The following is a 25,175-nucleotide window of genomic DNA, read 5'->3' as shown; positions in this document are numbered from 1 at the left end:
GGCCAAGCCTATCTGAGGACGTAATAGATGTCCGAGCCGTCATCGCCCCGGATCCATACCTGGACCAGGGTCTGATCGGCATCGTACCACAATTCCCGGCGCAGGCCGTCATCCCACAGCCAGCGGGTGGCCCGGGTCGGCTTGCCCCGCACCGAGATGGTGTCCTCGCCCAGCGCCTGAACCTTCAGCGGCGTCGGGCTGCCATCACCGGGATCGAGCATCATGGTGGTGTCGGGGCTTGGCGGATACCACAGGGAACCGGGAAGCATCTCGGGATGGGTGGTGGGGGGCTTGCCGTCCACCGAAACCCGCAGGCGGCTCCCGGCCCTCTCGGCCTTGACCGAGTGGCGGGCGCCGTCGTCATTGGTGACGTAGTCCATGGAGACGAGGCGGCCACTTTCCCAGATCTCGACGCCCTGCTGCTCGAAGACGAAGAACGGGATGAGCAGGAAGCTCACCCGGATATCCGCTTCCACCCGAACCTCGACTCCGCCCTTGCGTGGCCGGAAGACGAAATTGTGGTAGCCGATGGCGCCGCCGTTGCGCGTCACGGTGAACGAGAGGCTCTGGTCGGTCTGCTTGGCCAGGAAATGGGGCATGGCCACCGCCGCCTTGGCGGCAACCAGCAGGGCAAAGGCTGCGATGAGCGAACGAACACTCCTCATGCGCGGCGGGTCCCTCTGCTGCGACAGGCGGCCCCCGGCGAACCGGGGGCCGCACATGTCGAATCAGGACATCAGGCGGTTCCACCAGCCCTTGCGCGGCGGCTTGGCCGGCGCCGGCGGCTCGGCCTCGGTCTGAGGCGCAGGGGCGGAGACGGCAATCACCGGCTCCTCGGCCACGACGACAGGCTCGGGGGCGGCAGCCACCGGCTCGGCGGCGACAACCTCGGGCTCGGCGACGACACTCTCAGCCACCGGGGCCTCGATCACGGCGATCTCGGCGGGCGCCGCTTCAGCCTTGGCGTCGACCTTCTTCTTGGCCGGGGCACGCTTGCGCTTGGGCTTCTCCTCGGCGGTGGCGGGGGCCTCCTCCGGGGCGGCGCCTTCGGGCTTGGCCTCGGCCTTCTTCTTGGCCGGAGCGCGCTTGCGCTTGGGCTTTTCCTCGGCGGCGGGGGCTGCCTCTTCCACGACGGCGGCGGCTTCCTCGGCAGCGGCGTCCTGCGGCGCGGCCGCGACGGTCTCGGCCTCGGGGGCGGTCACGCCCTCGACGCCTTCGCCTTCGGCTCCATCGGCTCCAGCGGTCTCGCCACCTTCACCGGCTTCGGCACCTTCACCCTCGCCCTCGCCATCACGGCGACGCCGACGGCGGCCGCCACGGCGGCCACGACGGCGCTTGCGCGGCTGATCGTCGTCGCCCCCCTCGGTCCGGGTGCCTTCACCCTCGCCCTCGGCATCGCCTTCATCGTCCTCGGATTCAGCCTCGCCCTCGGCCGACGACTCGCCTTCGGCTCGCGGCTGTTCGTCACCGGCCACGGCCTCGCCGTCCTGCTCGGGGCGGTCATCGCCGGGCTTGCGCCGACGGCGGCGGCGGCGGCGGCGCTTGCGTCCGGCCTCGCTGTCCGGGTCCTCCTCGCCGCGCTCTTCCCTGGCACGGGACGAGCGTTCGGGCTGGGCCTCTTCCTCGTCCTCGTCGTCCTCCTCCTCGGCCTCTTCCGGCTCGGGCTCGGCGGGCGGGCGGTGGGCGGCGTCGTCCATGGAGATGGCGGCGCGCGGCGGCTCGTCGGGGCGGAACTCCGCCTTGACCTTGTCCATGCGGAAGGCTGGCGGGATCAGGGTGTCATCGCCCGACAGCAGCACGTCGAACTCGTAGCGCTCCTCGATGGCGGCCAGGGCCGAGCGCTTCTGGTTCAGGATGTACAGTGCGATGGCGGTGGGGACATAGACGGTGATCTCGGACGAGCGGCGACGGATGCCCTCTTCCTCGATGGCGCGCAGGATGTGCACGGCCGCGGATTCCACCGAACGCACCAGGCCGGTACCGCCACAATGGGGGCAGGGGCTGAAGGTGGTTTCCTGGAGCGAGGGGCGCAGGCGCTGGCGCGACAGTTCCAGCAGGCCGAAGGCGCTGATCTTGCCCACCTGGATGCGGGCGCGGTCGTTCTTCAGCGCTTCCTTCATCCGGCGTTCGACCGCATGGTTGTTGCGGTTCTCTTCCATGTCGATGAAGTCGATGACAATCAGACCGGCCAGATCGCGCAGGCGCAGTTGGCGGGCCACCTCGTCGGCGGCCTCCATGTTGGTCTTCAGCGCCGTCTCCTCGATGTGGCGCTCCTTGGTGGCGCGGCCCGAATTGACGTCGATGGCGACCAGCGCCTCGGTCTGGCTGATGACGATGTAGCCGCCCGACTTCAACTGGACCACCGGCGAATGCATGGCGTCCAGCTGGGCTTCCACCTGATAGCGGTGGAACATGGGCATCACCGGGTCCTTGTAGGGCTGGACCTTCTTGGCATGCGACGGCGTCAGCATGCGCATGTAGTCCTTGGCCAGGCGATAGCCCTCGTCGCCGTCCACCAGCACTTCGTCGATGTCGCGGGAATACAGGTCGCGGATCGAGCGCTTGATCAGGCTGGCCTCTTCATAGACCAGGGCCGGAGCGCTGGACTTGAGCGTCAGTTCGCGCACGCTGTCCCACATGCGCAGCAGGTATTCGTAGTCGCGCTTGATCTCGGTCTTGGAGCGCTCCGAGCCCGCCGTGCGGATGATCACCGCCATGCCGTCGGGAATGTCCATCTCGTTGGCGATGGACTTCAGGCGGCGGCGGTCGGTGGCGCTGACGATCTTGCGCGACACCCCGCCGCCCCGGGCGGTGTTGGGCATCAGCACGCAATAGCGGCCGGCCAGCGACAGATAGGTGGTGAGAGCGGCGCCCTTGTTGCCGCGCTCTTCCTTGACCACCTGGACCAGCATGATCTGGCGGCGCTTGACCACTTCCTGGATCTTGTAGTTGCGCAGCAGCCGGGCGCGGCGGCGCTCGTTCTCGGCATCGTCGTCGCCGCCCACGGTCTCCACCTGGCGCTTGCGCGGCGCCTGTTCGGCCGCCTCGCCATTCTCGCCGGCCTCGGCGGGGGCGTCCTCGACGGTGGAGCCATCGGTCTGCTCGGCCACCGCCTCGGCGGCCAGATGGCCTTCGCCGATGGCCTCGGCCTCGTCGCGGTCGTTGGTGGCTTCGCGCATCACCTCGGCCCGCTGGGCGGCCAGCAGGGCCTGGCGGTCGGCCACCGGAATCTGGAAGTAATCGGGGTGGATTTCGCTGAAGGCGAGGAAGCCGTGGCGGTTGCCCCCGTACTCGACGAAAGCAGCCTGAAGCGAGGGTTCGACCCTCACCACCTTGGCCAGATAAATGTTACCCTTCAGCTGCCGCTTGGTGGATGTCTCAACATCCAGTTCTTCCAGGCGGGTTCCATTGACGACCACGACCCGGGTCTCTTCCGGGTGGGTGGCGTCGATCAACATACGCTTGACCATTAAGGCGATCTCTCCGTGGCGCCGCCCGCGACGCGCTGAGCGCATGCGAGCAGGTGTCTGATCCAGCGAAGCCGGCGCGCAGGCACGGGCGATCAATCAGCTTGCCGCTGGAACCAGCGGCGCCTCGGAAAACGACCGCGCGTCCGGTGACGGATGCGGGCCTCATTCGGCGGGAACCTGATCGCGGGCGAATCCGCCCGGCTTCGAATTCTAGTCTGGCGTCGCGGTCCGACCCATGGCGCATCCCCGGGTTCGCAGTCATTGCGAACCACCGTGACGCCACCGTCCCATCGAGGACTATCGGATCGTGCGAGCTCATGGGCAGTCAAAATAGCCTTGCCGGGACCATTCGACAACGATCTTGTTGCACCCGGTCCGACCAGTGGACGAAATCAGGCGAAGAGTCTGCTGAATCAATGCGTTTTGGGTTGAGCTTGAGTCAGCGTCTGCGGTATAGCTGTCACTGATGTTCCCTTGGCGACCCGTGACCGTGAGGCAGATGAGGACAAGAGCGCGTTTGTGGCCCGTGCTGGCGGCCCTGGTTCTGACCCTGACCTCGTTCGGGCTGGGCGGGGTGACCGCGTCCGAGGCGGCGACCGCGTCGGGGGCCAGGTTGGGCATCCACGGCGAAGGGGTCACCCGGTTCGTCCTGGACCTGTCCGATCAGGTGGCCTTCAAGATCACGCCCCTGGCCGAGCCCTATCGCATCGCCATCGACCTGTCCGGCGCGGATTACAGCGGGCCGGGGGGCATCTCCAAGCCTTGGGGATCGGTCAATTCCATGCATCTTGACGGCGGCCGGATCGTTCTGGACCTGCGCAAGCCCGCTTTGGTCAAGAGCGCCTTCATCATCGCGCCGCGCGACGGCATGGGGCACCGCCTGGTGGTGGATCTGGCCGAGACCACGCGCGAGGCATTCCTGGCGGCGGCCGGGTCCGGCCCGGCCAGCGCCAGGGCGCCGGTGCTCAAGCCCCCGGCGGCGGCCAAGGCCGTCGCTCCGGTGCCCGCCGCCGCCAAGCCTTCCCCGGCTCCCGTCCTGGTCCCCCCCAAGCCGGCCGAGGAATTCCATCTGCCCGAGGCTGCGCCCGCCGAGGCGGCGCGTCCCGCCACCGCGCCCTCCGCCAGCCGCATCGTCGTCAACAGCCCCAATGCTCCGGCCGAGTCCATCGTGCCGCCGACCGAGCCCGTCACCCTGGTTCCGCCGCCGCCGAGTCAGGTTCCGGTTCCGGTGGAGCGGCCGCAACTGGCCGAGAAGCCGGCGGTGGAGAAGGGAGCCCGGGCACAGGCGGCAACGCCCATGCTGTCGGCGCCCATGCCGCCGCCGCCCGAACGGCCCCAGCCCGTCGCGGCCCCCCAGCCCGTCGCCGCGCCCCAGCCTCCGGTGCCCCAGCCGCCCGCCCCCGTGCAGCAGCAGGCCGCGCCGGTGCCGACCCCCTCCATGGAGAGCGTCGCCAAGGCCAAGGACGGCGTGCCGGTGATCGTCATCGACCCCGGTCACGGCGGCGTCGACCCCGGCGCCACCGGCGTGTCGGGGACCTATGAAAAGCACATCACCCTGGCCATGGCCCGCGAACTGAAGGCCATGCTGGAGCGCAACGGCCGCTATCGCGTGCATCTGACCCGTGACCGCGACGTGTTCATCCGCCTGCGCGAGCGCATCGCCATCGCCCGGGCCCAGGGCGCCGACCTGTTCATCTCGCTGCACGCCGACGCGGTGCAAAGCCCGCAGATCAGGGGCCTGTCCGTCTATACCTTGTCGCGCAACGCCTCGGACGCCGAGGCGCAGGCGCTGGCGGAAAAGGAAAACAAGGCCGACCTCATCGCCGGCATCGATCTGACCCATGAATCCGCCGACGTGGCCAACATCCTCATCGACCTCGCCCAGCGCGAGACCATGAACCGCTCGGCCGGGTTCGCCACCGAACTGGTGGACGAGGTGGGCCAGGAAATGGACCTGCTGGGCAATACCCACCGTTTCGCCGGCTTTGCCGTGCTGAAGGCGCCCGACGTGCCGGCGGTCCTGGTGGAGATGGGCTATCTCTCCAATGAATCCGAGGAGAAGATGCTGCGCCAGCCGCAGTACCGCGCCCGTCTGGCTAAGTCCATCGCCAAGGCGGTGGAGCGCTTCTTCCCGCCCAACCTCAAGGCCAAGCGGCCCTAAGTCATGCGGCTGACCGCCCTTGCCGTGCTGGCGCTGATGGCCTGGGCTCTTCCCGTCCGGGCCGAGACCAAGCCCACGGTGCCGTGCCTGACCTGTCCCCGGATCGTGCCCGCCTGCTGGATGATGGTCTACCGCTGGACCGACTACAATCTGCGCTCGGGACCGGGCAACCATCTGGTGATCACCGACGGACCGCCGCCCACCCGGCCGCAACTGGCCCAGGCGGCGGACGAGGTCATGCGCACCCTGCCCAAGGGCATGAAGACCTCGCTGGTGGGCACCAGCCGCATCGACTGCCCCGAACCCATCAAGGCGGCGGCGCGCAAGCCGTAGGCCGAGAGGCCACTCTTGCCGAAATGGGGATGGACAGCCGATTTTAACGGCTGCATCCTCCCCGCACTTGACGCCGGAGGCCGCGAGGCGGTACCACCAGCCCAAACCGCAAGGCACCGCCCTCATGTACCGCTTTTTTCTGGGACTGTTCAGCCTGTTGATCCTGCTGGCCATCGTGGGGGCGGGCGGGGTGCTGTTCGTCTTCTGGCATTTCGGGCGCGGCCTGCCGGACTATCACCAGCTGGCCCATTACGAGCCGCCGATCACCACCCGCGTCTATGGCGGCGATGGCCGCCTGGTGGCGGAATACGCGGTGGAGAAGCGGGTCTTCGTGCCGCTGCCGGTCATTCCCCAGCTGGTCAAGGATGCCTTCCTCTCGGCCGAGGACAAGAACTTCTACACCCATGCCGGCATCGATCCGGTGGGTATCGCCCGCGCCATCGTGGTCAACCTGAAAAACCGGGGCAAGGGCGCCGACCGGCGGCCGGTGGGCGCGTCGACCATCACCCAGCAGGTGGCCAAGAATTTCCTGCTGACCAACGAGGTGTCCATCGAGCGCAAGGTCAAGGAAGCCATCCTGGCGCTGCGCATCGAACGCACCTTCTCCAAGGACCACATCCTCGAGCTTTATCTCAACGAGATCTATCTGGGCAGCGGCGCCTATGGCGTGGCGGCGGCGGCGCTGAACTATTTCGACAAGGGCCTGGACGAGCTGAACGTGGCCGAGGCCGCCTATCTTGCCGCCCTGCCCAAGGCGCCCAACAATTACAATCCCCATCGCCACCCCCAGGCCGCCAAGGAGCGCCGGGACTGGGTGATCGGGCGCCTGTTCGAGGACGGCAAGATCACCCAGGCCGAGTATCAGGCCATGGTCGCCATGCCGCTGGAGGTCCGCACCCGCAAGGAGATGCAGGCCACCCAGGGCGGCGATTACTTCGCCGAGGACATTCGCCGCGAATTACAGGCCAAGTACGGCGAATCGGCCCTGTGGAAGGGCGGTCTGGTGGTGCGCGCCTCCATGGACGCCCATCTCCAGGCGGTGGGCTCTCGGGTGCTGCGCCAGGGCCTTGCCGCCTATGACCGGCGCCACGGCTGGCGCGGTCCCATCACCCGCATTCCCGCCGCCGCCGGCTGGGGGCCGCTGCTGGCCGCCGTGCCGCGCCCGGGCGGCGCTGACGAGGCGTGGCAGACCGCCGTCGTGCTGGCGCTGACCGACCACGAGGCGACCCTGGGCCTGGTGGGCGGCAAGGTCGGCCATGTGCCCTTCGCCGAGATGAAATGGGCGCGCCCCACCCTGGAGAGGTCGGCCACGGGGCCGTTCCCCCGCAAGCCCGCCGACGTGGTGGCGTTGGGCGACGTCATCCTGGTGGAGCCGGTGGCCAAGGGGGACGACGGCAAGCCCTATCCCGCCAATTTCTTCACCTTGCGCCAGATTCCCAAGGTGGAGGGCGCCCTGGTGGCCATCGACCCCCATACCGGCCGCGTCATGGCCATGGTGGGCGGCTGGTCCTATGGCAAGAGCCAGTTCAACCGCGCCTCCCAGGCCATGCGCCAGACCGGCTCGTCCTTCAAGCCCTTCATCTATCTGGCGGCGCTGGAAAGCGGCTATACCCCGTCGTCCCTGGTGCTGGACGCGCCCATCGCCCTGCCCCAGGGGCCGGGCCTGCCGCTGTGGCGTCCCAAGAACTACCACGACGACTATCTCGGCCCGACCACGCTGCGCGTCGGCATCGAGAAGTCGCGCAACCTGATGACCGTGCGCCTCGCCCAGGCGCTGGGCATGGACAAGGTGGCCGATTACGCCGGACGCTTCGGCATCTATGACAACCTGCCCCGTCAGCTGTCCATGGCGCTGGGCGCCGGCGAGACCACGCCGCTACGCCTCACCGCCGCTTATGCCATGCTGGTCAACGGCGGCAAGAAGGTGCGCCCCACCCTGATCGACCGCATCCAGGATCGCAACGGCAAGACCATCTTCAGCCACGACCTGCGCTTCTGCGACGGCTGCTCGGCCAATCGCTTCACCGGCCAGGACATGCCGCTTCTGCCCGACATCCGCGAGCAGATGGTCGATCCCGTCTCCGCCTATCAGATGGTCTCGATCCTGGAAGGCGTGGTCCAGCGCGGCACCGGCACCTCGGTCAAGCCGGTGGGTAAGCCCCTGGCGGGCAAGACCGGCACCTCCAACGATTCCAACGACGTGTGGTTCGTGGGATTCTCGCCTGATCTGGCGGTGGGCGTATTCGTCGGCTTCGACGAGCCCGGCACCCTGGGCGCCAAGGAAACCGGCGGCTCCATCGCCGCCCCCATCTTCCGCGACTTCATGATGGAAGCGCTGAAAGACAAGCCGCCCACCCCGTTCCGCGTGCCGTCCGGCGTGCGGCTGGTGCGCGTCAACGCTCATACCGGCAAGCCGGCCATGCCCGGCGACGCCAAGGCCATTTACGAGGCCTTCAAGGGCTCCGATCGCATGCCCGGCGACGAGGAAGACGTGCTGGAAGGCTCTGGCGGCATCGATGCCGGCTTCAGTTTCGCGCCTTTCCTGGGGGCGGAAGAGGGGGCGAGCGGCGTGCAGCTTACCCCGCCGCCCGGCACTCCCGGCCCCGACGGCACCATTCCCGCCGCGCCGCAGCAGCAGCAGGCTCCGACCGGTCCGGCACCTTCGGCGGGTGGGCTGTACTAGGGCTTGAGCTGCGGCAAAACCCCGCTTCGCGGCAGGGCTACCGCCCAGACCCGTTCGGAGGCACAGCCTCCGAACCACCAGCTTTTTTCGATCTCAATGGATTAATAAACTGAAGGGTTCGGGAAGCTGCGCTTCCCGGTTGGGGGACCGGGGGCATAAGCCCCCGAAGTCGCAGCCCGTTAGCTCTTTGTCGGCAAAATCGGAAGGGTCACCCCCGCGCGTCGGCCATCACCTTGATGATCTTTTCCTTCAGCGCGGGCGGCAGGACCGGCTTGGCCAGGAAAGCGTCGACGTTCAGTTCCTTGGCGCGGGCCACGGTGGCCGCGTCGGTGTGGGCGGTCAGCATCACCACCGGCAGCGACTTGCCGAAGGGCAGGGCGCGGAGCAGTTTCACGAAGCCGAAACCGTCCATGGGGCGCATCTGCACGTCGCAGATCACCACGTCCGGCTTTTCCATCTCGGTGACTTCCAGGCCGGAATTGCCGTCATGGGCCTCGACCACGGCGCCGATGCCGACCTGCTGCAGCATCTTCTTGACGATGGTCCGAACGAATTCCTGGTCGTCGATGACCAGCACCTTCAGCGCACCGAGATCCACCGCAGCCGACATCAGTACAATCCTTTGCCAAGAGACATTCTCACCGGTTCGTTGAGGCTAGCAGAAGCCGGTGAGAATGCCAAAGGGCGATAAATACTTAAGCGGCCGAAGTCTTGGCCTTGGCGCTGCCCGCCGCATCGCGGCCGGCGGCGAACGCCTTCTGGTTGACCTCGACCATGGCGGGCTTGCGCTCGCGGAAGCGGCCGACGATCTGCTCTTCCAGCTCGGCGGCGGGGAAGGGCAGGTAATCGGCGATGGCGCCCAGCATGATGGTGTTGATCAGGCGCAGGTCGCCCAGCTCGCGGGCGATGGCGCCGGCGTCGAAATCATAGACGGTGACGCCCGCCGCCCGCATCTGGGCCACCGGATCGTCCGGGTACTTGAACAGCCCGGCCGAGACCACCGGCGGCACCAGGCGGATGGTATTGACCATGGCCACGCCGCCGGGGCGCAGCATGTCGGCCCAGCGCGAGCCCTCGGCCACCTCGAAGGCGACCAGGATGTCGGCGGTGCCCGGCGTGATGACGGGCGACCAGACCCGCTTGCCGAAGCGCACGTGGCTGGTGACCACGCCGCCGCGCTGGGCCATGCCGGCCACTTCCGACTTCTTGCAGTCCAGGCCACGGGCCATGGCGGCCTGGGACAGGATCTCGGCGGCGGTCATCACGCCCTGGCCACCGGTGCCGCAGACGAGGATATTGGTAATGACGTCAGTCATGGCTTCTTTCCTCACTCAGCCGCCGCGGCGGGCTTGGCCAGCACGATGGCCTTGGGGCCGCACGATTCCACGCACATGTGGCAGCCGGTGCACATGGCGGTGTCGATGGTGGTGAACTTCAGTTCGTTGACCTTGCCGTCGGGACGGACCTTGGATTCCGAACGCTTCACCGTGATGGCGGGACAGCCCACGTTGATGCAGTTGCCGCAGCCGGTGCAATCCTCGTCGATCACCTTGTAGGGCTCGATCTTGGTATAGAACTCGGACAGCACGCAGGGCCGGTCGGTGATGATCACCGAGACCTCGGGGATGGCGGTTTCCTGCTTGATGGTCTTGAACACCACCGGCAGCACGTAGGGGTCGATCTTGGAGATGCGCTCGGGCTTGACGCCCAGGGCCTCGACCAGCTTGGCGAAATCGACGCGGGGCGTGTCGTCGCCCTTCAGTCCCTTGCCGGTGCCGGCATGGTTCTGGCCGCCGGTCATGCCGGTGGTGCGGTTGTCGAGGATCAGGACGGTGACGTTGCCCCGGTTGTAGACGATGTCCAGCAGGCCCTGCATGCCCATGTGCAGGAAGGTGGAATCGCCGATCACCGCGACCACGGCCTTGTCCTTGGTCTCTTCCGTGCGGGCCTTGTCCATGCCGAGCGCGATGCCCATGGAGGCGCCCATGGAGATGGTGCTGTCCAGCGCGTTCCACGGATGGCCGGCGCCCAGGGTGTAGCAGCCGATATCGCCCGAGATCTGGACGTTCTTGCGCATGCGGGCCAGCGAGTAATACACGCCCATATGGGGACAGGCGGCGCACATGGTCGGCGGCCGGGGGAAGGGATCGAACTTGGGGTAGGTGGTGGTGGGCGGCAGCGGCTCACCCAGGAAGGTCTTGATGGCCGGAATCAGCACGTTGGGAGTCAGCTCGCCCAGACGGGGCAGCAGGTCCTTGCCGTGAATGGCCTGCAGGCCGGCGGCCTTCAGCTCCTGCTCCATCAGCGGCTCGGTCTCTTCGACCACCACCAGATGCTCCACCTGCGCGGCCAGCTTTTCCACCAGGGCCACGGGCACCGGATAGGTGAAGCCCAGCTTCAGCACCGGGGCGTCGGGGAAGCTCTCGCGCACATGCATATAGGCGGGGCCCGAGGTGACGAAGCCCACCCGCTTGTCCGGGCCGTCGTCCAGGAAGTTCATGGGCGAGGCCTCGGCCAGCGCCTGCAGCTTGCCTTCGCGGGCGATCTGGGCGGGCAGCAGGCCCTTGGCATTGGCGGGCGTCATCACCCAGCGGCGCGCGTCGGACTTGAAGCCGCCGATATCGTGGGCGACCTTCTCGCCCACCTGCACCACCGCCTTGACGTGACAGACGCGGGTGGTCAGACGCAGGATGACGGGCGTGTTGTAAGCCTCCGACAGCTCGAAGGCGTACTTGGCCATCTCGTAGGCTTCCTGGGAATCAGCGGGCTCGAGCACCGGCACATGGGCGAAGCGGCCCCAGAAGCGCGAATCCTGCTCGTTCTGGGAGGACGACATGCCCACGTCGTCGGCCACGGCGATCACCAGGCCGCCGATCACGCCGGCCACGGTCACCGTCATGAAGGCATCCGAGGCGACGTTGAGACCCACATGCTTCATGGCGCAGAACGAGCGCGCCCCCGACATGGAGCCGCCGATGGCCACTTCCATGGCCACCTTCTCGTTCACCGACCATTCGGCGTAAAGATCGGGATAGAGCGACAGGCTCTCCAGAATCTCGGTCGAGGGGGTGCCGGGATAGGCGGCGGCCACCTTGGCGCCGGCCTCCCACACGCCCCGGGCGATGGCATCGTTACCCGACAACAAAATCCGCGATTGCGGCTTGGCCTGAACGGCAGCGGACATGAACAGCTCCTCACGCTCTCCGGTATCATCCGCGGAGGCGGGGGCTTGCCCTCTCTTGGCCGCGGAAAAGGCTGGAGCCTAACACCGTCGGGGGCTTCACCGGAAGCAGAATGCACATCCATTTTACGGGATTACGTTACGAAACGATACTCGAAACAAGATTTAGTGTATCATTTCCACCGGCCGTCGGTGGTCAACAGATCCAGATGCTCCACGGCGATGGCGTGCACCGCCCTGGCGGCAAGGGACAGGGGGCGTCCCAGGGCGTGGGCCAGGGAGATGGTGCGTTCGATTTCCGGGCCGACGATGGGCAGGGCGTCCAGGTTCGCCGCTTCGGCGCCGAAACGGGCATAGCGCTCGGACAGCACGGTATAGCCGGCCCCGGCGGCGACCAGGGCCTTGATCTGGTCCAGGGCGTCGATCTCGATCACCACGCTGGGCTCGGTCCCCAGGGCGCGTCCGGCCCGTTCCACCTCGGCCCGCACCCCGTGGGGGCGGCCGGGCAGGATCAGCGGCAGGGCGAGGACGTGGGCCAGGTCCATGTCGCGACGGCCATTCAGCAGCGGATCGTCCTTGGGGCCCACCAGGGCCAGGCGCTCGCGGGCGATGAAGCGGGTGGCGAGGCCCGCCGGATGTTCCGAGCCGAACACCAGGGCCATGTCCACCGAGCCCGACAGCACCCATTCCAGCATGTGGCCGGACAGGCCCTCCACCACCCGCAGATGGATGGAGGGGTGAAGGCGACGCACCGCCAGGGCCAGGGGCACGGTCAGCATGGGACCCAGCGAGGTGGGAATGCCGATCACCGCCGGACCGGCCGGGGCCGCTTCCAGGCCCCGGATCTCGTCCTTCAGGTTGGCCATGCGCTCGACCAGCACTCCGGCGCGCACGGCGAGGCGCAGGCCGCTCTCGGTGGGCACCACGCCGCGCGCCGTGCGGTGCACCAGCGGACAGCCGAACTCCTCCTCCAGCCGCTTCAGGTGCAGGCTCAGCGCCGGCTGGGCCACGTGCAGCGCCTCGGCCGCCTTGGTCAGCGAGCCGTGTTCGACGATGCCTAAGAAATAGCGGAGCTGGCGGATATCCATGGTTCTGCATGCCCTCAGTCGCCGGGCGTCCACCTCCGGCGGACTTGGCTCTCGCGGCATAAGCCGCGGCGGCCCTTGGCCTTGCCGTCATTCGGCGGGACGAATGACGGACATATAATGAAACGTTATGACATCCATAGAAAAGATATTTTTCTCATAATGGCTCCCATGGGCCATGGTGCGCCCAGTGCCATTCATCATCGTATGGGAGACATACCGTGCAGCATTTCAAGTGGGACGACCCCTTTCTCCTGGAAGACCAGCTTTCCGAAGACGAGAAGCTGATCCGCGACTCGGCGCACGCCTATTGCCAGGAGAAGCTTCAGCCGCGCGTGATGAAGGCGTTCCGCGACGAGACCTTCGACCGCGAGATCATGAACGAGATGGGCGAGATGGGCCTGCTTGGCCCCACCATCCCCGAGGAATACGGCGGGCCGGGCGTCAACCACGTGGCCTACGGCCTGATCTCCCGCGAAGTGGAGCGGGTGGATTCCGGCTATCGCTCGGCCATGAGCGTGCAGTCGTCGCTGGTGATGCACCCCATCTTCAGCTACGGCACCGAGGAGCAGAAGAAGAAGTATCTGCCCCGTCTGGCCACCGGCGAGATCATCGGCTGTTTCGGCCTGACCGAGCCCGACGCCGGCTCCGATCCGGGCGGCATGCGCACCCGCGCCAAGAAGGTGGACGGCGGCTATCTGCTGACCGGTTCCAAGATGTGGATCACCAATTCCCCCATCTCGGACATCGCCATCGTCTGGGCCAAGTCCGACGCCCATGAGGGCAAGATCAAGGGCTTCATCGTCGAGAAGGGTATCAAGGGCTTCACCACGCCGAAGATCGAGGGCAAGCTCTCCTTGCGTGCCTCCATCACCGGCGAGATCGTGTTGGACGAGGCTTTCGTCCCCGACGAGGCGCTGATGCCCAACGCGTCCGGCCTGGGTGGTCCGTTCGGCTGCCTCAACAAGGCCCGCTACGGCATCGCCTGGGGCGTCATCGGCGCCGCCGAGTTCTGCTGGCACGCGGCGCGCCAGTACATGCTGGACCGCAAGCAGTTCGGCCGCCCCCTGGCCGCCAACCAGATCCCCCAGCTGAAGCTGGCCAACATGATGACCGAGATCACCCTGGGCCTGCAGGCCTGCGTGCGCGTCGGCCGCATGATGGACGACCACACCTGGGCGCCCGAGGCCGTGTCGCTGATCAAGCGCAACAACTGCGGCAAGGCGCTGGACATCGCCCGCATGGCCCGCGACATGCACGGCGGCAACGGCATCTCGGAAGAGTTCCACGTCATCCGCCACATGGTGAATCTGGAGACCGTGAACACCTACGAAGGTGCCCACGACGTCCATGCCCTGATCCTGGGTCGGGCCATGACCGGCATCCAGGCGTTCTCCTGAACCTGAAGCCACGATACCGGCCGGGCAGCGATGCCCGGCCGAACTTCAAGAGGGTGATGCAGTCATGAAGGTGTTGGTCGCGATCAAGCGTGTGATCGATTACAACGTGAAGATTCGGGTGAAGTCGGACGGTTCGGGCGTCGAGACCCAGAACGTGAAGTTCTCCATGAACCCGTTCGACGAGATCGCGGTTGAGGAGGCGGTTCGCCTCAAGGAAGCGGGCAAGGCCACGGAAGTGGTGGTGGTCTCCATCGGCCCGGCCGCCGCGTCGGAGACGCTGCGCACGGCGCTGGCCATGGGCGCCGACCGTGGCGTGCTGGTCCAGACCGATGACGAGGTCCAGCCCCTGGGCGTGGCCAAGGTCTTGAAGGCGCTGGTGGCCAAGGAGGCTCCCGGGCTGATCATCCTGGGCAAGCAGGCCATCGACGACGATTCCAACCAGACCGGCCAGATGCTGGCGGCGCTGCTGGGCTGTGCCCAGGGCACCTTCGCCAGCAAGGTGGAGATCGGCGCCGATGCCATCACCGTCACCCGCGAGGTGGACGGCGGGCTGGAGACGGTGTCGCTGAAGCTGCCGGCGGTGGTGACCACCGACCTGCGCCTCAACGAGCCGCGCTATGCCTCGCTGCCCAACATCATGAAGGCCAAGAAGAAGCCCATCGACACGGTGTCGCCGGCCGATCTGGGCGTCGACGTGGCGCCGCGCCTAGTGACGCTGTCGGTGGCCGAGCCGCCCAAGCGCAGCGCCGGCATCAAGGTGGCCGACGTGGCCGCCCTGGTCGACAAGCTGAAGAACGAAGCCAAGGTGATCTGACGGCACGACCGGGCGATTGCCCGGACCCATTTGGGGCGATGCCCCAAACCCCCCTTGAATTCAAAAGGGGTCCGGGGTCTTCCCCGGTCGGGGTGCGGGGCGGAAGCCCCGACGTGGCCAGGACAAGGAACGAAAAGACATGACCATTCTGGTTATCGCGGAACATGAAGGCGGCGCTCTCAAATCCGCCACGCTGAACACCGTTTCCGCCGCTTCCAAGATCGGCGGCGACGTGCATGTGCTGGTGGCCGGCTCGGGCATCGGCGCGGTGGCCGAGGCCGCCGCCAAGGTGGCGGGCGTCGCCAAGGTGCTGTCGGCCGACGCCGCCCTTTACGCCAACCATCTGGCCGAGCCGCTGGCCGCCCTGGTGGTGAGTCTTGCCGGGTCCTATTCCCACATCCTGGCCCCGGCCACCACGGGGGGCAAGAACGTGGCGCCCCGCGTCGCCGCCCTGCTGGACGTGGCGCAGATCTCCGAGATCACCGCCGTGGTGTCGCCCGATACCTTCGTGCGGCCGATCTATGCCGGCAACGCCCTGGCCACCGTGCAGTCCAAGGACGCGGTCAAGGTGATCACCGTGCGCGGCACCGGCTTCGAGGCCGCCAAGGCCGAGGGCGGCTCCGCCGCCGTGGAAGCCGTGTCGGCCGCCGCCGATCCGGCCCTGTCGTCCTTCGTCGGCAGCCAGCTGTCCAAGTCCGAGCGTCCGGAACTGACCTCGGCCCGGATCATCATCTCGGGCGGTCGCGGCATGCAGTCGGGCGACAACTTCCACCTGCTGGAAGCCGTGGCCGACAAGCTGGGCGCCGCAGTCGGTGCCTCGCGCGCCGCCGTGGACGCCGGCTTCGTGCCCAACGACTTCCAGGTGGGCCAGACCGGCAAGATCGTCGCGCCCGACCTCTACATCGCCGTCGGCATCTCGGGCGCCATCCAGCACCTGGCCGGCATGAAGGATTCCAAGGTCATCGTCGCCATCAACAAGGACGAAGAGGCCCCCATCTTCCAGGTCGCCGATTACGGCCTGGTCGCGGATCTCTTCAAGGTGTTGCCGGAATTCACCGCGGCCCTCCAGTCTCCCTGAGGCCGCTGACTGGCGGGGGCGGGCCCGGCACAGGCCCGCCCCCGCATTTTCTTGACGTATCCCGAATCGCCGGCGTTCAGGCCAGCAATCGCGCTCCCATCCGCCGGGCAATGTCGGCCAGCCTGTCCCGCATCTCGTCGGGCAGACCGCTGGCCCGGACCAGCGGCACGCCGGCCCGAAGCGCCGCCAGAACCGCCCCCGGGGCATCGCCGCAATCCAGCACCGCCTCCATTTCCCGCTGGGGAAACTCCTCGGCCAGAAGACGGGTCAGGGCCAGCCACCAGCCGATTCCGTGCTGCCCGGCGGCGCCGGGGGGGCTTTGCAGTCTGACCGGTCGGTCAGGATCGGCAGCCCGCAGCGCGGTGCGGGCCTGATCCAGGGACTGGACGGTGACCGGCGTCACGGATTGGGCGAGATGGGGCGGCCGGGGCTGGTGAAGGCCACCGACTGGGTGCCGAAGAAATAGGCGTTGACCGTCTCGATGACCGGTGGGTTGACCGGTCGGTCGGATGTCCACTCCACCACGAAATTGGCTCCGCTGCCGCCGCTCTTGTCCCTGTGTTCCACGAACAGCTCGCTCGATCCCATGGGGGCCAGGGTCAGCGGCTTGGTCAGGTAGTCGCGCAGCATCTTGCCGTCGGTGTCGTAATAGCGTGCCGCCCTGATGGTGATGGGGTGGCTGGGGTCGGCATTGCGCAGGCTGAGCATGGAGGACAGCAGCAGTTCGGACGGCTTGCTCCGTCCGTCGAGATTGCCGTGGGAGATGTGGGAATAGACCGGCACGTAGAGGGTCTGGCCCTTGGACAGTGGCAGCGGCGGCTCCGCCTGGGCCGCCGAAGACATGACCGCCGGGGAGGCGAGAATCGCGGCGGCGAACAGGGCGGCCTTCAGGGCGGAGCGCATGGATTCCATCCTTCATGAGAATCAGGTTGGAAGAGGGTATCGTCTGGCTTGGCCCCGATCAACCCAGCCTTTGTTGACTCCTTTGCCCTTCGGCCATACCTTCGACGTCGATTCCGGAACATGGGGATGGATCGTGGAACAGCGTCAGGGGCAGAGCTTGCAACGCACCGAAGAGGCCATGCGCCGCCTGGGCGCCGCCATCGACCGTCTCGAATCCGCTTCGGCCCGGGTGGGGGCCGGCGATCTGCTGCTGGCCGGCGAGCTGCGCGGCGCCCGCGACGATTACGCCAAGCTGGAGGAAACCACCCGCGTGGTCTCCACCCGCCTGGACGCCACTATCGACCGCTTGCGCGACCTGCTGGAGGACTGAGCCGTGGCTGTCGTCAACGTCACCATCAACGGCCGGGTCTACGACATCGCCTGCGACGATTCCCAGGTGGCCCGGGTCCACGTCCTGGGGCGCGAGGTGGATGCCCGTGCCCAGCACCTGCTGTCCTCGGTGGGGGCGGTCAGCGATACCCGCCTGCTGGTCATGGTCGGCCTGCTGCTGGCCGACGAACTGGCCGAGGCCCGGGAGGAGCTGTCCAAGATCGGCACCGAGGTGGGCGCCGCCGCCGAGGGCGACACCAAGCTGGCCGGGCTGATCGATTCGCTGACGCGCCGCATCGAAGCCATTGCGATGCGCCTGGAAAGGGCCTAGCTTCAGGGATGGAGCGGTCTGCTGCGCGGTGCGTCAGGCAGCCAACGTCCCTGGGGCCAATATCTTCCTCTCGGGGGCTGTCCCTGCCGGAGCCCTGGTTCCGGTATATGGCCACCCACCTGCGTAAGCAGGCCACGGAGGACTTGCAGGCCAACGGCCGAGGCGGCGCCGCTCCACTGATGCCATGACCGAGATTTCCCCCGCGCCCAGCAAGATGGAATTGCGACGGATCGCCCGCCACACGCGGCGTGAGGCGGCGGTGCGCGGCCCGGCCGCGGCCCGGGCCCTGGCGGGGCTGGCCGATGCCCTGGGACTGGCCCCTGCAATGGTGGTAGCGGGGTATTGGCCGCTGGGCGACGAGATTGACCCGCGGCCCCTGATGGATGCGCTGGCGGCGCGCGGCCATGTACTGGCCCTGCCCACCGTGACCCAAAGCGGCGGCATCCTGGAATTCCGCCCGTGGAGCCCCGGAGAGGCGCTGGAGCCCGGCCCCCACGGCACATGGCACCCCGTCGCCCGCCCCCCCGTCGGTCCGCAAGTCCTGCTGGTGCCGCTACTGGCCTTCGATACAAGGGGGTTCCGTCTGGGCTATGGCGGCGGCTACTATGACCGGACCTTGGGCCAGTTGCGCCGGGATGGCGCGGTGTGCGCCATCGGGCTGGCCTTCGCCGCCCAGGAGGTGGACACTGTTCCCACCGACCCCTGGGATATCGCTTTGGATCTCATAGCCACGGAGCATGGCGTGATCGTGACGGCCGCTAAATGAGACTTCTGTACATGGGTGACGTGGTCGGCCGTTCGGGCCGCGACGTGATCGTCGGGCGCATGGCCGAGATCAAGAACCGCCTTTCCCCCGACTTCATCGTCGTCAATGGCGAGAACGCCGCCCACGGCTTCGGCATCACGCCCAAGATCTGCGAGGATTTTTTCGCCGTCGGGGTGGATGTGGTGACCCTGGGCAACCACACCTGGGACCAGCGCGAGATCATCCCCTTCCTGGATGGCGAGGCCCGCGTGCTGCGGCCGCTCAACTACCCTTCCGGCACGCCGGGTCACGGAACCGGGGTCTTTGCGGGTCCCCGCGGGCGCAAGGTGATGGTGGTTCAGGTCATGGGCCGGCTGTTCATGGACCCTCTGGACGACCCCTTCACCGCGCTGGACTCCGTGCTGGCCAAGGCCCGCATGGGCGCCGGCGGCGTCGATGCCATCATCGTTGATGTCCACGCCGAGGCGTCCAGCGAGAAGATGGCGCTGGGGCACCTCTCGGACGGGCGGGCCAGTCTGGTGGTGGGCAGCCATTCCCACGTGCCGACCGCCGATTGCCAGATCCTGGCCAAGGGCACCGCCTACCAGACCGACGCGGGCATGTGCGGCGACTATGATTCGGTGATCGGCATGAAGAAGGATGCCGCCATCTTCAAGTTCGTGCGCAAGATCCCGGGCGAGCGCCTGTCGCCGGCCGAGGGGCCGGGGACCCTGTGCGCGGTGATGGTGGAAACCGACGACCGCACCGGCCTGGCCCGGCGCGTCGCGCCGCTGCGCCTGGGCGGACGCCTGGCGGAGTGTTGGCCCGACTGGTGAAAGCTTTCGGTCAGGGGGATGTCTATATGGTCCGGCACCGTTTTGCCGAACATGAGGAGGGACGATGATCATGCTGCGTCTGATGGGTTTGCTGGTCGTGTCCTTGCTTCTGGTGGTTCAGCCGGCCCGGGCGGGCGATGGCCCGGCGGCCGAGGCCCTGGTCAAGCAGGCCGTCGCGGATGCGACGGCGGCCTTTGCCGGCGGGCCGTTTAGCCGCGAGGTCAGCCGCGACAAGGTCTCCGCCCTGGTGTCCAAATACGGCGACATCGCCTATGAATCCGAACTGATTCTCGGCCGCTACTGGCGCAAGGCGACCGAGCCGCAGAAGGATAGCTTCGTCTCTCTGCTGATCCCGTTCTTCGTCGCCACCTATGCCGAGCTGATCGACAACAAGTCGGGCTCGACCCAGGTGTTGTTTCTGGGCAGCGAGGAGATGGCCGATGGCGTGGTGGTCAAGGCCCGCATCATGCAACCGGCCGAGGAGGGCGTCGACCTGTCCTTCGTCATCTCGCGCAGCCCGGCGGGCAAGCTGGTGATTTCCGACGCCATCGCCGAGGGGGTGGGGCTGGTCACCACCATCCGCTCTGACTTCACCTCCGTGGTCAGGGGGGCGGGCGGCAATCTCGACGTGCTGCTTGACGCCATGCGCAAGAAGATCGCCATGGTCCCGGCCGCCGGCCGCTGATCCTCGCTTTTTTTCGAGCCGATCCCGGGAGACATGCCGCGTTGGCGGCGTGATGCCTGTTGCTTTGCCACAACATGTGGTATAGGCACCGGTCGATCTTCATTTCATCGGGATTTGGTGGCGGAAAATGGCCGGGCATTCACAGTTCAAGAACATCATGCATCGCAAGGGCGCGCAGGACGCCAAGCGTGCCAAGGTCTTCACCAAGCTGATCCGCGAACTGACGGTTTCGGCCAAATCCGGCATGCCTGACCCGGCGGCCAATCCACGCCTGCGCGCCGCCATCGTCGCCGCCCGCGCCGCCAACATGTCCAAGGACACCATGGACCGCGCCATCAAGCGCGGTGCCGGCGGCGAGGACGGCACCAATTACGAGGAAGTGCGTTACGAGGGCTATGGCCCCGGCTCGGTGGCCATCATCGTCGAGGGCCTGACCGACAACCGCAATCGCACCGCCACCGAGGTGCGGACCGCCTTCAACAAGAACGGCGGCGCGCTGGGCGAGACCAATTCCGTGTCGTTCATGTTCGACCGGGTGGGCGCCATCCGCTACCCGGCCTCCGCCGCCGGGGCCGAGGCCATGTTCGAAGGGGCGCTCGACGCCGGTGCGGACAATGTGGAATCCGACGAGGACGGCCACGAGATCACGTGCGCCCCCGACGACCTGGGCGCGGTGCGCGACGCCCTGGAAGCCAAGTTCGGCACGCCGGAATACGCCCGTCTCGACTGGAAGCCCCAGACCACGGTGCCGGTGGCCGACGAGGAGACCGCCCGGACCCTGCTGAAACTGCTGGACACCCTGGAGGACAACGACGACGTCCAGCGGGTCCAGGCCAATTTCGAGATCCCCGACGACATCATGGAAAAGCTCGGCTGATGAGAATCCTGGGGCTTGATCCTGGGTTGCGCAATACCGGCTGGGGCATCATCGATGCGGTCGACAACCGTCTGCGCCATGTGGCCGACGGAGTGATCCGTCCCGATGCCTCCGCCGCTTTGGCCGAGCGCCTGGTTCAGCTCCATGACGGCATCATGGCGGTGATCGCCGATTTCTCCCCCGACGAGGCGGCGGTGGAGGAGACTTTCGTCAACATGAACCCCGCCAGCACCCTGAAGCTGGGCCAGGCCCGGGGCGTGGTGCTGCTGGTTCCCGCCAAATCCGGCCTGCCGGTGGGCGAATACGCCGCCACCCTGGTCAAGCAATCGGTGGTGGGAACCGGGCGCGCCGCCAAGGAACAGGTGGGCATGATGGTCAAGACCTTGCTGCCCGGCTGTTTGGCCGCCACGGCCGATGCCGCCGATGCCCTGGCGGTGGCCATCTGCCACGCCCATCACCGGGGCACGCAGCAGAAGCTGGCGCGGGCGGTGGCGCGATGATCGCCAAGCTGAAGGGCCTGATCGATTCCCTCGGCGACGACTGGGCCGTGGTGGATTGCAACGGCGTCGGCTATCTGGTGGCCTGCTCGTCCAAGACCCTGGCGCGGCTGGAGACCGGCACCGCCGCCGCCCTGTTCGTCGAGACCCAGGTGCGGGAAGACGCCATCTCGCTGTTCGGCTTTTTGGAAACCGGCGAGCGCGACTGGTTCCGGCTGCTGACCACGGTGCAGGGGGTTGGGGCCAAGGTAGCCCTGGCCATTCTGTCGGTGGCCTCGCCGGACCAGCTGCTGCAGATCATCGCGGCCCAGGACAAGGCCGGGCTGACCCGGGCCAACGGCGTCGGGCCGAAACTGGCGGTGCGTATCCTCACCGAGTTGAAGGACAAGGCCGGCAAGATCGCCCTGGGGGGCTTCTCTCCCGGTGGGATCAAGGACGCGCTGTCGGCTTCGGCGCCGCTGCCCGCCGCCTCGGGCCGCATGGAGGACGCCGTCTCCGCCCTGGTCAATCTGGGCTACAAGCGCCTGGAGGCCTTCCAGGCGGTGGGCGAGACCGCCCGCGAGCTGGGGGACGAGGCGGACTCGTCCGCCCTGATCCGCGCCGCCCTGAAGCACCTGGGCAAGGGGCTGCTGGGATGAGGCGGCAGGCATCCGCCATCCTCGGGGCTTCCGCCCCGGTCCCCGACCGGGAGGCCATGCCTCCCCGTCCCACCCTTGGCTTGAAAGTGAAGGGGGTATGGGGCATCGCCCCATGCGGGCCCGGGCGGCAGCCCGAGTCCGTCGGCTCTGCGTTTCCGGCGATTGAGGGGCATGTGACCGACGAGCGCCGCGAGGAGTTGCGGCCAAGGGCCGGCGCGGCTTATGCCGCGAAAGCCAAGCGAGCCGCAGGTGAGCGCCCGGCGATTGAGGGGCATGTGACATGACCTCCCGCGTGGTCTCGCCCGAGCAGAACCCCAATGATGCCGAGATGTCGCTGCGGCCGCAGTCGCTGGACGATTTCGTCGGCCAGCGCCAGGTGTGCGAGAACCTGAAGGTGTTCATCAGCGCCGCCAGGGCGCGGGGCGAGGCTCTGGATCACGTGCTGTTCCACGGCCCGCCCGGCCTGGGCAAGACCACTCTGGCGCAGATCATGGCTCGCGAACTGGGAGTAGGCTTTCGCGCCACCTCGGGTCCGGTGATCCAGCGGGCGGGCGATCTGGCCGCCTTGCTGACCAATCTCGAGCCCCGTGACGTTCTGTTCATCGACGAGATCCATCGCCTTAATCCTGCCATAGAGGAAGTTCTCTATCCTGCGATGGAGGATTTTCAGTTGGATCTGATCATCGGCGAAGGTCCGGCGGCCCGTTCGGTCCGCATCGAGCTTCCCCCCTTCACCCTGGTGGGGGCGACCACCCGTTCGGGGCTGCTGACCACGCCACTGCGGGAACGCTTCGGCATTCCCTGCCGCATGAATTTCTACGAGCCGGCCGAGCTGGAGGCCATCGTGTCGCGTGGCGCCCGTGTGCTGGGCTTCGCCCTGACCCCCGATGGCGCCGCCGAGGTGGCTCGCCGCTCCCGGGGCACGCCCCGCGTCGCTGGGCGTCTGCTGCGCCGGGTGCGCGACTTCGCCGTCGTGGCCGGGCGCTCGCCGGTGGACGCCCTGGTGGCCGATGCCGCCTTGAACCGGCTGGAGGTGGACCGCATCGGCCTGGATGCCATGGATCGCCGCTATCTGCGCTGCATCGCCGAGAATTACGGCGGCGGGCCGGTGGGGGTGGAAACCCTGGCCGCCGCGCTGTCGGAAAGCCGCGACACCCTGGAAGAGGTGGTCGAGCCCTATCTGCTGCAGCAGGGCATGATCCAGCGCACGCCGCGTGGCCGCATGCTGTCGGCCTCCGGCTTCAAGCATATCGGCCTCAATCCCCCCAAGGATCTGCTGGTGCAGCTCGACCTGCTGACCCGCATGGATGAGGAGGGGGAATGATGGTGATGGCGACAGTCATCCCGACGACCAACGGGAGGAGGGATCTCATCCTGCTCCGCCATGTCGGGGTCGGCATCATCGTTCCAGGCGGAGATCCCTCGCATGCGCTCGGGATGACAGGTTGGGCGGGAGGCTGGTTGCCGTGAACGCCCATACCTTCCCCGTCCGCGTCTATTACGAGGACACCGATGCCGGCGGCATCGTGTACCACTCCAACTATCTGAAATTCGCCGAGCGGGCGCGCACCGAAATGGTGCGCGAGCTGGGCATCAGCCAGCGGGCCATGCTGGAGGATGGTGAGGGAACCGCCTTCGCGGTGCGCTCGGCCAATCTGGATTTTCGTCGCCCGGCCAAGCTGGACGATCTGCTGTCGGTGGAAACCCAGGTGATTTCCATCGGCGGTGCCAGTATAGAACTGGACCAGCGAATCGTTCGGGTGGACGACGGAACTGAATTGGTGCACCTGGAGGTGCGCCTGGGCTATATCACCCTGTCGGGCAAGCCGGCCCGCATTCCGGCGCCGGTCAGGGATTTGTTCGCGAATCGGATCAGCGAAAGGCGGTAGGTATTATGGATCCTTCTCAGGCAGTAGGGGCGGCCGGAGCGGCGGCGCAGATGGATTTGTCCATGTGGGCGCTGTTTCTGCGCGCCGATATCATTGTCAAATTCGTCATGATCGCCTTGCTCATGGCATCGTTCTGGTGCTGGGCCATCATCTTCGACAAGCTGATGAAGGTTCGCCAGCTGACCACGCGGGCCGACCAGTTCGAGGAGGCCTTCTGGTCCGGCGGCTCGCTGGAAGAGCTGTACGACCGCATCGGCTCGCGCCCGCTGGACCCCATGTCGTCCATCTTCGTGGCCGCCATGCGCGAATGGCGCCGTTCGGCCGCCAAGGGCCTGGCCGACCGCGATTCCACCCGGGCTAGCCTGCCCCAGCGCATCGACCGGGTGATGAGCGTCACCCTGGGCCGCGAGATGGAATTGCTGGAGCGTCGCCTGGGCTTCCTGGCCTCGGTGGGCTCGACGGCGCCGTTCATCGGCCTGTTCGGCACGGTGTGGGGCATCATGAACTCGTTCCAGTCCATCGCCGCGACCAAGAACACCTCGCTGGCCGTGGTGGCGCCGGGCATCGCCGAGGCGCTGTTCGCCACCGCGCTGGGCCTGGTGGCCGCCATTCCGGCGGTGATCGCCTACAACAAGATCTCCACCGACCTGGACCGCTATTCCAAGCGTCTGGAGAACTTCGCCGGTGAATTCGGCGCCATCCTGTCGCGCCAGCTCGAGGAGAAGGCCTGATGGGCGCCTCGCTGGGGAACCGCAAGGGGCACTCCCGCAAGTTCCGGCCGGTGGCCGAGATCAACGTCACCCCCATGGTCGACGTCATGCTGGTGCTGCTGGTGATCTTCATGGTCACCGCTCCCTTGCTGACCGCCGGCGTGCAGGTGGACCTGCCCAAGACCTCGTCGGCGCCTCTGAAGGGCGACGACCAGCCGCTGTCGGTGACCATCGACGCCCATGGCAAGATCTGGATTCAGGAAACCGAGGTCCAGATCGATGAACTGGCTCCCCGGCTGCAGGCCATCACCGCCCAGAAGCCCGAGACCCGCATCTTCGTGCGCGGCGACAAGGGCATCGATTACGGCCGGGTGATGGAGGTGATGGGTACGCTCGGCGCCGCCGGCTTCGCCAAGGTCGCCCTGGTCACCGAGGTCAAGGGCTCCGAGCCGGCCAAGCCGGTCAAGAAGGGGGGGCGCTAGGCTCGGAT

26 protein-coding genes and 1 other RNA gene are annotated in these 25,175 nt (G+C 67.3%); 19 read left to right on the top strand and 8 right to left on the bottom strand.

What is annotated here, in order from left to right; translation table 11 throughout:
- Positions 1–8: 8 nt before the first annotated feature.
- Both AMB_RS16360 and AMB_RS16355 read right to left on the bottom strand, forming a co-directional pair.
- A complete protein-coding gene (locus AMB_RS16360; RefSeq protein ID WP_148207443.1) occupies positions 9–665 on the bottom strand; it encodes a DUF6134 family protein in 657 nt (218 codons plus the stop codon).
- 63 nt (positions 666–728) lie between these two features.
- The gene (locus tag AMB_RS16355) at positions 729–3,470 is read right to left on the bottom strand and encodes an Rne/Rng family ribonuclease (RefSeq protein ID WP_043744861.1); all 2,742 of its coding nucleotides are present in this window, start codon (positions 3,468–3,470) and stop codon (positions 729–731) included.
- Between the two features lie 526 nt (positions 3,471–3,996).
- On the opposite strand from AMB_RS16355, the gene AMB_RS16350 reads away from it, so the two are divergent.
- From AMB_RS16350 to AMB_RS16340, 3 genes are all read left to right on the top strand, one after another.
- Positions 3,997–5,631, top strand: coding sequence for an N-acetylmuramoyl-L-alanine amidase (locus tag AMB_RS16350; RefSeq protein ID WP_231849088.1), 1,635 nt, complete (start codon positions 3,997–3,999; stop codon positions 5,629–5,631).
- A gap of 3 nt (positions 5,632–5,634) precedes the next feature.
- On the top strand, positions 5,635–5,964 hold the full coding sequence (locus AMB_RS16345) for a hypothetical protein (protein ID WP_011385602.1): 330 nt from the start codon (positions 5,635–5,637) through the stop codon (positions 5,962–5,964).
- A 124-nt stretch (positions 5,965–6,088) separates the two neighbouring features.
- Positions 6,089–8,647: a penicillin-binding protein 1A gene (locus tag AMB_RS16340; RefSeq protein ID WP_011385601.1), complete on the top strand. Its 2,559-nt coding sequence runs from the start codon at positions 6,089–6,091 to the stop codon at positions 8,645–8,647.
- 208 nt (positions 8,648–8,855) lie between these two features.
- Here the strand turns inward: AMB_RS16340 and AMB_RS16335 are convergent, their stop codons facing one another.
- The 4 genes from AMB_RS16335 to AMB_RS16320 all read right to left on the bottom strand — a co-directional run bounded on the left by AMB_RS16335 (position 8,856) and on the right by AMB_RS16320 (position 12,916).
- A complete protein-coding gene (locus AMB_RS16335; RefSeq protein WP_011385600.1) occupies positions 8,856–9,257 on the bottom strand; it encodes a response regulator in 402 nt (133 codons plus the stop codon).
- An 85-nt stretch (positions 9,258–9,342) separates the two neighbouring features.
- The gene (locus AMB_RS16330) at positions 9,343–9,963 is read right to left on the bottom strand and encodes an indolepyruvate oxidoreductase subunit beta (protein ID WP_043744857.1); all 621 of its coding nucleotides are present in this window, start codon (positions 9,961–9,963) and stop codon (positions 9,343–9,345) included.
- Positions 9,964–9,974: 11 nt separating this feature from the next.
- Complete coding sequence (locus tag AMB_RS16325) at positions 9,975–11,831, bottom strand: thiamine pyrophosphate-dependent enzyme (protein ID WP_011385598.1); 1,857 nt, start codon at positions 11,829–11,831, stop codon at positions 9,975–9,977.
- 170 nt (positions 11,832–12,001) lie between these two features.
- On the bottom strand, positions 12,002–12,916 hold the full coding sequence (locus AMB_RS16320) for a LysR family transcriptional regulator (protein WP_043744854.1): 915 nt from the start codon (positions 12,914–12,916) through the stop codon (positions 12,002–12,004).
- A gap of 218 nt (positions 12,917–13,134) precedes the next feature.
- Here AMB_RS16320 and AMB_RS16315 point away from each other — a divergent pair, with 218 nt between their 5' ends.
- The 3 genes from AMB_RS16315 (at position 13,135) to AMB_RS16305 (ending at position 16,205) form a co-directional block, all read left to right on the top strand.
- Complete coding sequence (locus AMB_RS16315) at positions 13,135–14,313, top strand: acyl-CoA dehydrogenase (RefSeq protein ID WP_011385596.1); 1,179 nt, start codon at positions 13,135–13,137, stop codon at positions 14,311–14,313.
- A 64-nt stretch (positions 14,314–14,377) separates the two neighbouring features.
- Positions 14,378–15,127 carry an electron transfer flavoprotein subunit beta/FixA family protein gene (locus tag AMB_RS16310; protein ID WP_011385595.1) on the top strand — a complete coding sequence of 250 codons (750 nt, stop codon included), beginning with the start codon at positions 14,378–14,380 and terminating at the stop codon, positions 15,125–15,127.
- Positions 15,128–15,266: 139 nt separating this feature from the next.
- The gene (locus tag AMB_RS16305) at positions 15,267–16,205 is read left to right on the top strand and encodes an electron transfer flavoprotein subunit alpha/FixB family protein (protein ID WP_011385594.1); all 939 of its coding nucleotides are present in this window, start codon (positions 15,267–15,269) and stop codon (positions 16,203–16,205) included.
- A 76-nt stretch (positions 16,206–16,281) separates the two neighbouring features.
- On the opposite strand, the gene AMB_RS16300 is transcribed toward AMB_RS16305, so the two are convergent.
- Both AMB_RS16300 and AMB_RS16295 read right to left on the bottom strand, forming a co-directional pair.
- Positions 16,282–16,608: a hypothetical protein gene (locus AMB_RS16300; RefSeq protein ID WP_011385593.1), complete on the bottom strand. Its 327-nt coding sequence runs from the start codon at positions 16,606–16,608 to the stop codon at positions 16,282–16,284.
- Positions 16,605–17,108 carry a DUF3124 domain-containing protein gene (locus tag AMB_RS16295; RefSeq protein ID WP_070108701.1) on the bottom strand — a complete coding sequence of 168 codons (504 nt, stop codon included), beginning with the start codon at positions 17,106–17,108 and terminating at the stop codon, positions 16,605–16,607. The genes AMB_RS16300 and AMB_RS16295 overlap by 4 nt, the downstream gene beginning before the upstream one ends.
- Positions 17,109–17,241: 133 nt before the next feature.
- Here AMB_RS16295 and AMB_RS16290 point away from each other — a divergent pair, with 133 nt between their 5' ends.
- The 13 genes from AMB_RS16290 to tolR all read left to right on the top strand — a co-directional run bounded on the left by AMB_RS16290 (position 17,242) and on the right by tolR (position 25,167).
- Positions 17,242–17,478 (top strand): hypothetical protein, encoded by a 237-nt coding sequence (locus AMB_RS16290; RefSeq protein ID WP_231848866.1) that lies wholly within the window; start codon positions 17,242–17,244, stop codon positions 17,476–17,478.
- Between the two features lie 3 nt (positions 17,479–17,481).
- A complete protein-coding gene (locus tag AMB_RS16285) occupies positions 17,482–17,808 on the top strand; it encodes a cell division protein ZapA (protein WP_011385590.1) in 327 nt (108 codons plus the stop codon).
- A gap of 15 nt (positions 17,809–17,823) precedes the next feature.
- Positions 17,824–17,980, top strand: a non-coding RNA gene (gene ssrS, locus AMB_RS23775) — 6S RNA.
- 12 nt (positions 17,981–17,992) lie between these two features.
- On the top strand, positions 17,993–18,574 hold the full coding sequence (locus AMB_RS16280; protein WP_043744849.1) for a 5-formyltetrahydrofolate cyclo-ligase: 582 nt from the start codon (positions 17,993–17,995) through the stop codon (positions 18,572–18,574).
- A complete protein-coding gene (locus AMB_RS16275) occupies positions 18,571–19,389 on the top strand; it encodes a TIGR00282 family metallophosphoesterase (protein ID WP_011385588.1) in 819 nt (272 codons plus the stop codon). Before AMB_RS16280 ends, AMB_RS16275 begins: the two co-directional genes overlap by 4 nt.
- Positions 19,390–19,459: 70 nt before the next feature.
- The gene (locus AMB_RS16270) at positions 19,460–20,074 is read left to right on the top strand and encodes an MlaC/ttg2D family ABC transporter substrate-binding protein (protein WP_158303981.1); all 615 of its coding nucleotides are present in this window, start codon (positions 19,460–19,462) and stop codon (positions 20,072–20,074) included.
- Positions 20,075–20,201: 127 nt separating this feature from the next.
- Positions 20,202–20,951: a YebC/PmpR family DNA-binding transcriptional regulator gene (locus AMB_RS16265; RefSeq protein ID WP_011385585.1), complete on the top strand. Its 750-nt coding sequence runs from the start codon at positions 20,202–20,204 to the stop codon at positions 20,949–20,951.
- The gene (gene ruvC, locus AMB_RS16260; RefSeq protein WP_011385584.1) at positions 20,951–21,451 is read left to right on the top strand and encodes a crossover junction endodeoxyribonuclease RuvC; all 501 of its coding nucleotides are present in this window, start codon (positions 20,951–20,953) and stop codon (positions 21,449–21,451) included. The genes AMB_RS16265 and ruvC overlap by 1 nt, the downstream gene beginning before the upstream one ends.
- Positions 21,448–22,086, top strand: coding sequence for a Holliday junction branch migration protein RuvA (ruvA, locus tag AMB_RS16255; RefSeq protein ID WP_011385583.1), 639 nt, complete (start codon positions 21,448–21,450; stop codon positions 22,084–22,086). The genes ruvC and ruvA overlap by 4 nt, the downstream gene beginning before the upstream one ends.
- Positions 22,087–22,366: 280 nt before the next feature.
- The gene (gene ruvB / locus AMB_RS16245) at positions 22,367–23,410 is read left to right on the top strand and encodes a Holliday junction branch migration DNA helicase RuvB (protein WP_011385581.1); all 1,044 of its coding nucleotides are present in this window, start codon (positions 22,367–22,369) and stop codon (positions 23,408–23,410) included.
- Between the two features lie 142 nt (positions 23,411–23,552).
- On the top strand, positions 23,553–23,975 hold the full coding sequence (ybgC, locus tag AMB_RS16240; protein ID WP_231848865.1) for a tol-pal system-associated acyl-CoA thioesterase: 423 nt from the start codon (positions 23,553–23,555) through the stop codon (positions 23,973–23,975).
- A 5-nt stretch (positions 23,976–23,980) separates the two neighbouring features.
- Positions 23,981–24,706, top strand: coding sequence for a protein TolQ (gene tolQ / locus AMB_RS16235; protein ID WP_011385579.1), 726 nt, complete (start codon positions 23,981–23,983; stop codon positions 24,704–24,706).
- Positions 24,706–25,167, top strand: a complete 462-nt coding sequence (gene tolR, locus AMB_RS16230; protein ID WP_011385578.1) for a protein TolR — start codon at positions 24,706–24,708, stop codon at positions 25,165–25,167. The genes tolQ and tolR overlap by 1 nt, the downstream gene beginning before the upstream one ends.
- Positions 25,168–25,175 lie beyond the last annotated feature (8 nt).

The sequence above is a fragment of the Paramagnetospirillum magneticum AMB-1 genome (genome assembly GCF_000009985.1).
GTDB lineage: Bacteria > Pseudomonadota > Alphaproteobacteria > Rhodospirillales > Magnetospirillaceae > Phaeospirillum > Phaeospirillum magneticum.
Note: the sequence above shows the minus strand (reverse complement) of the source record. Positions and strands in the feature narration are given on the sequence as shown.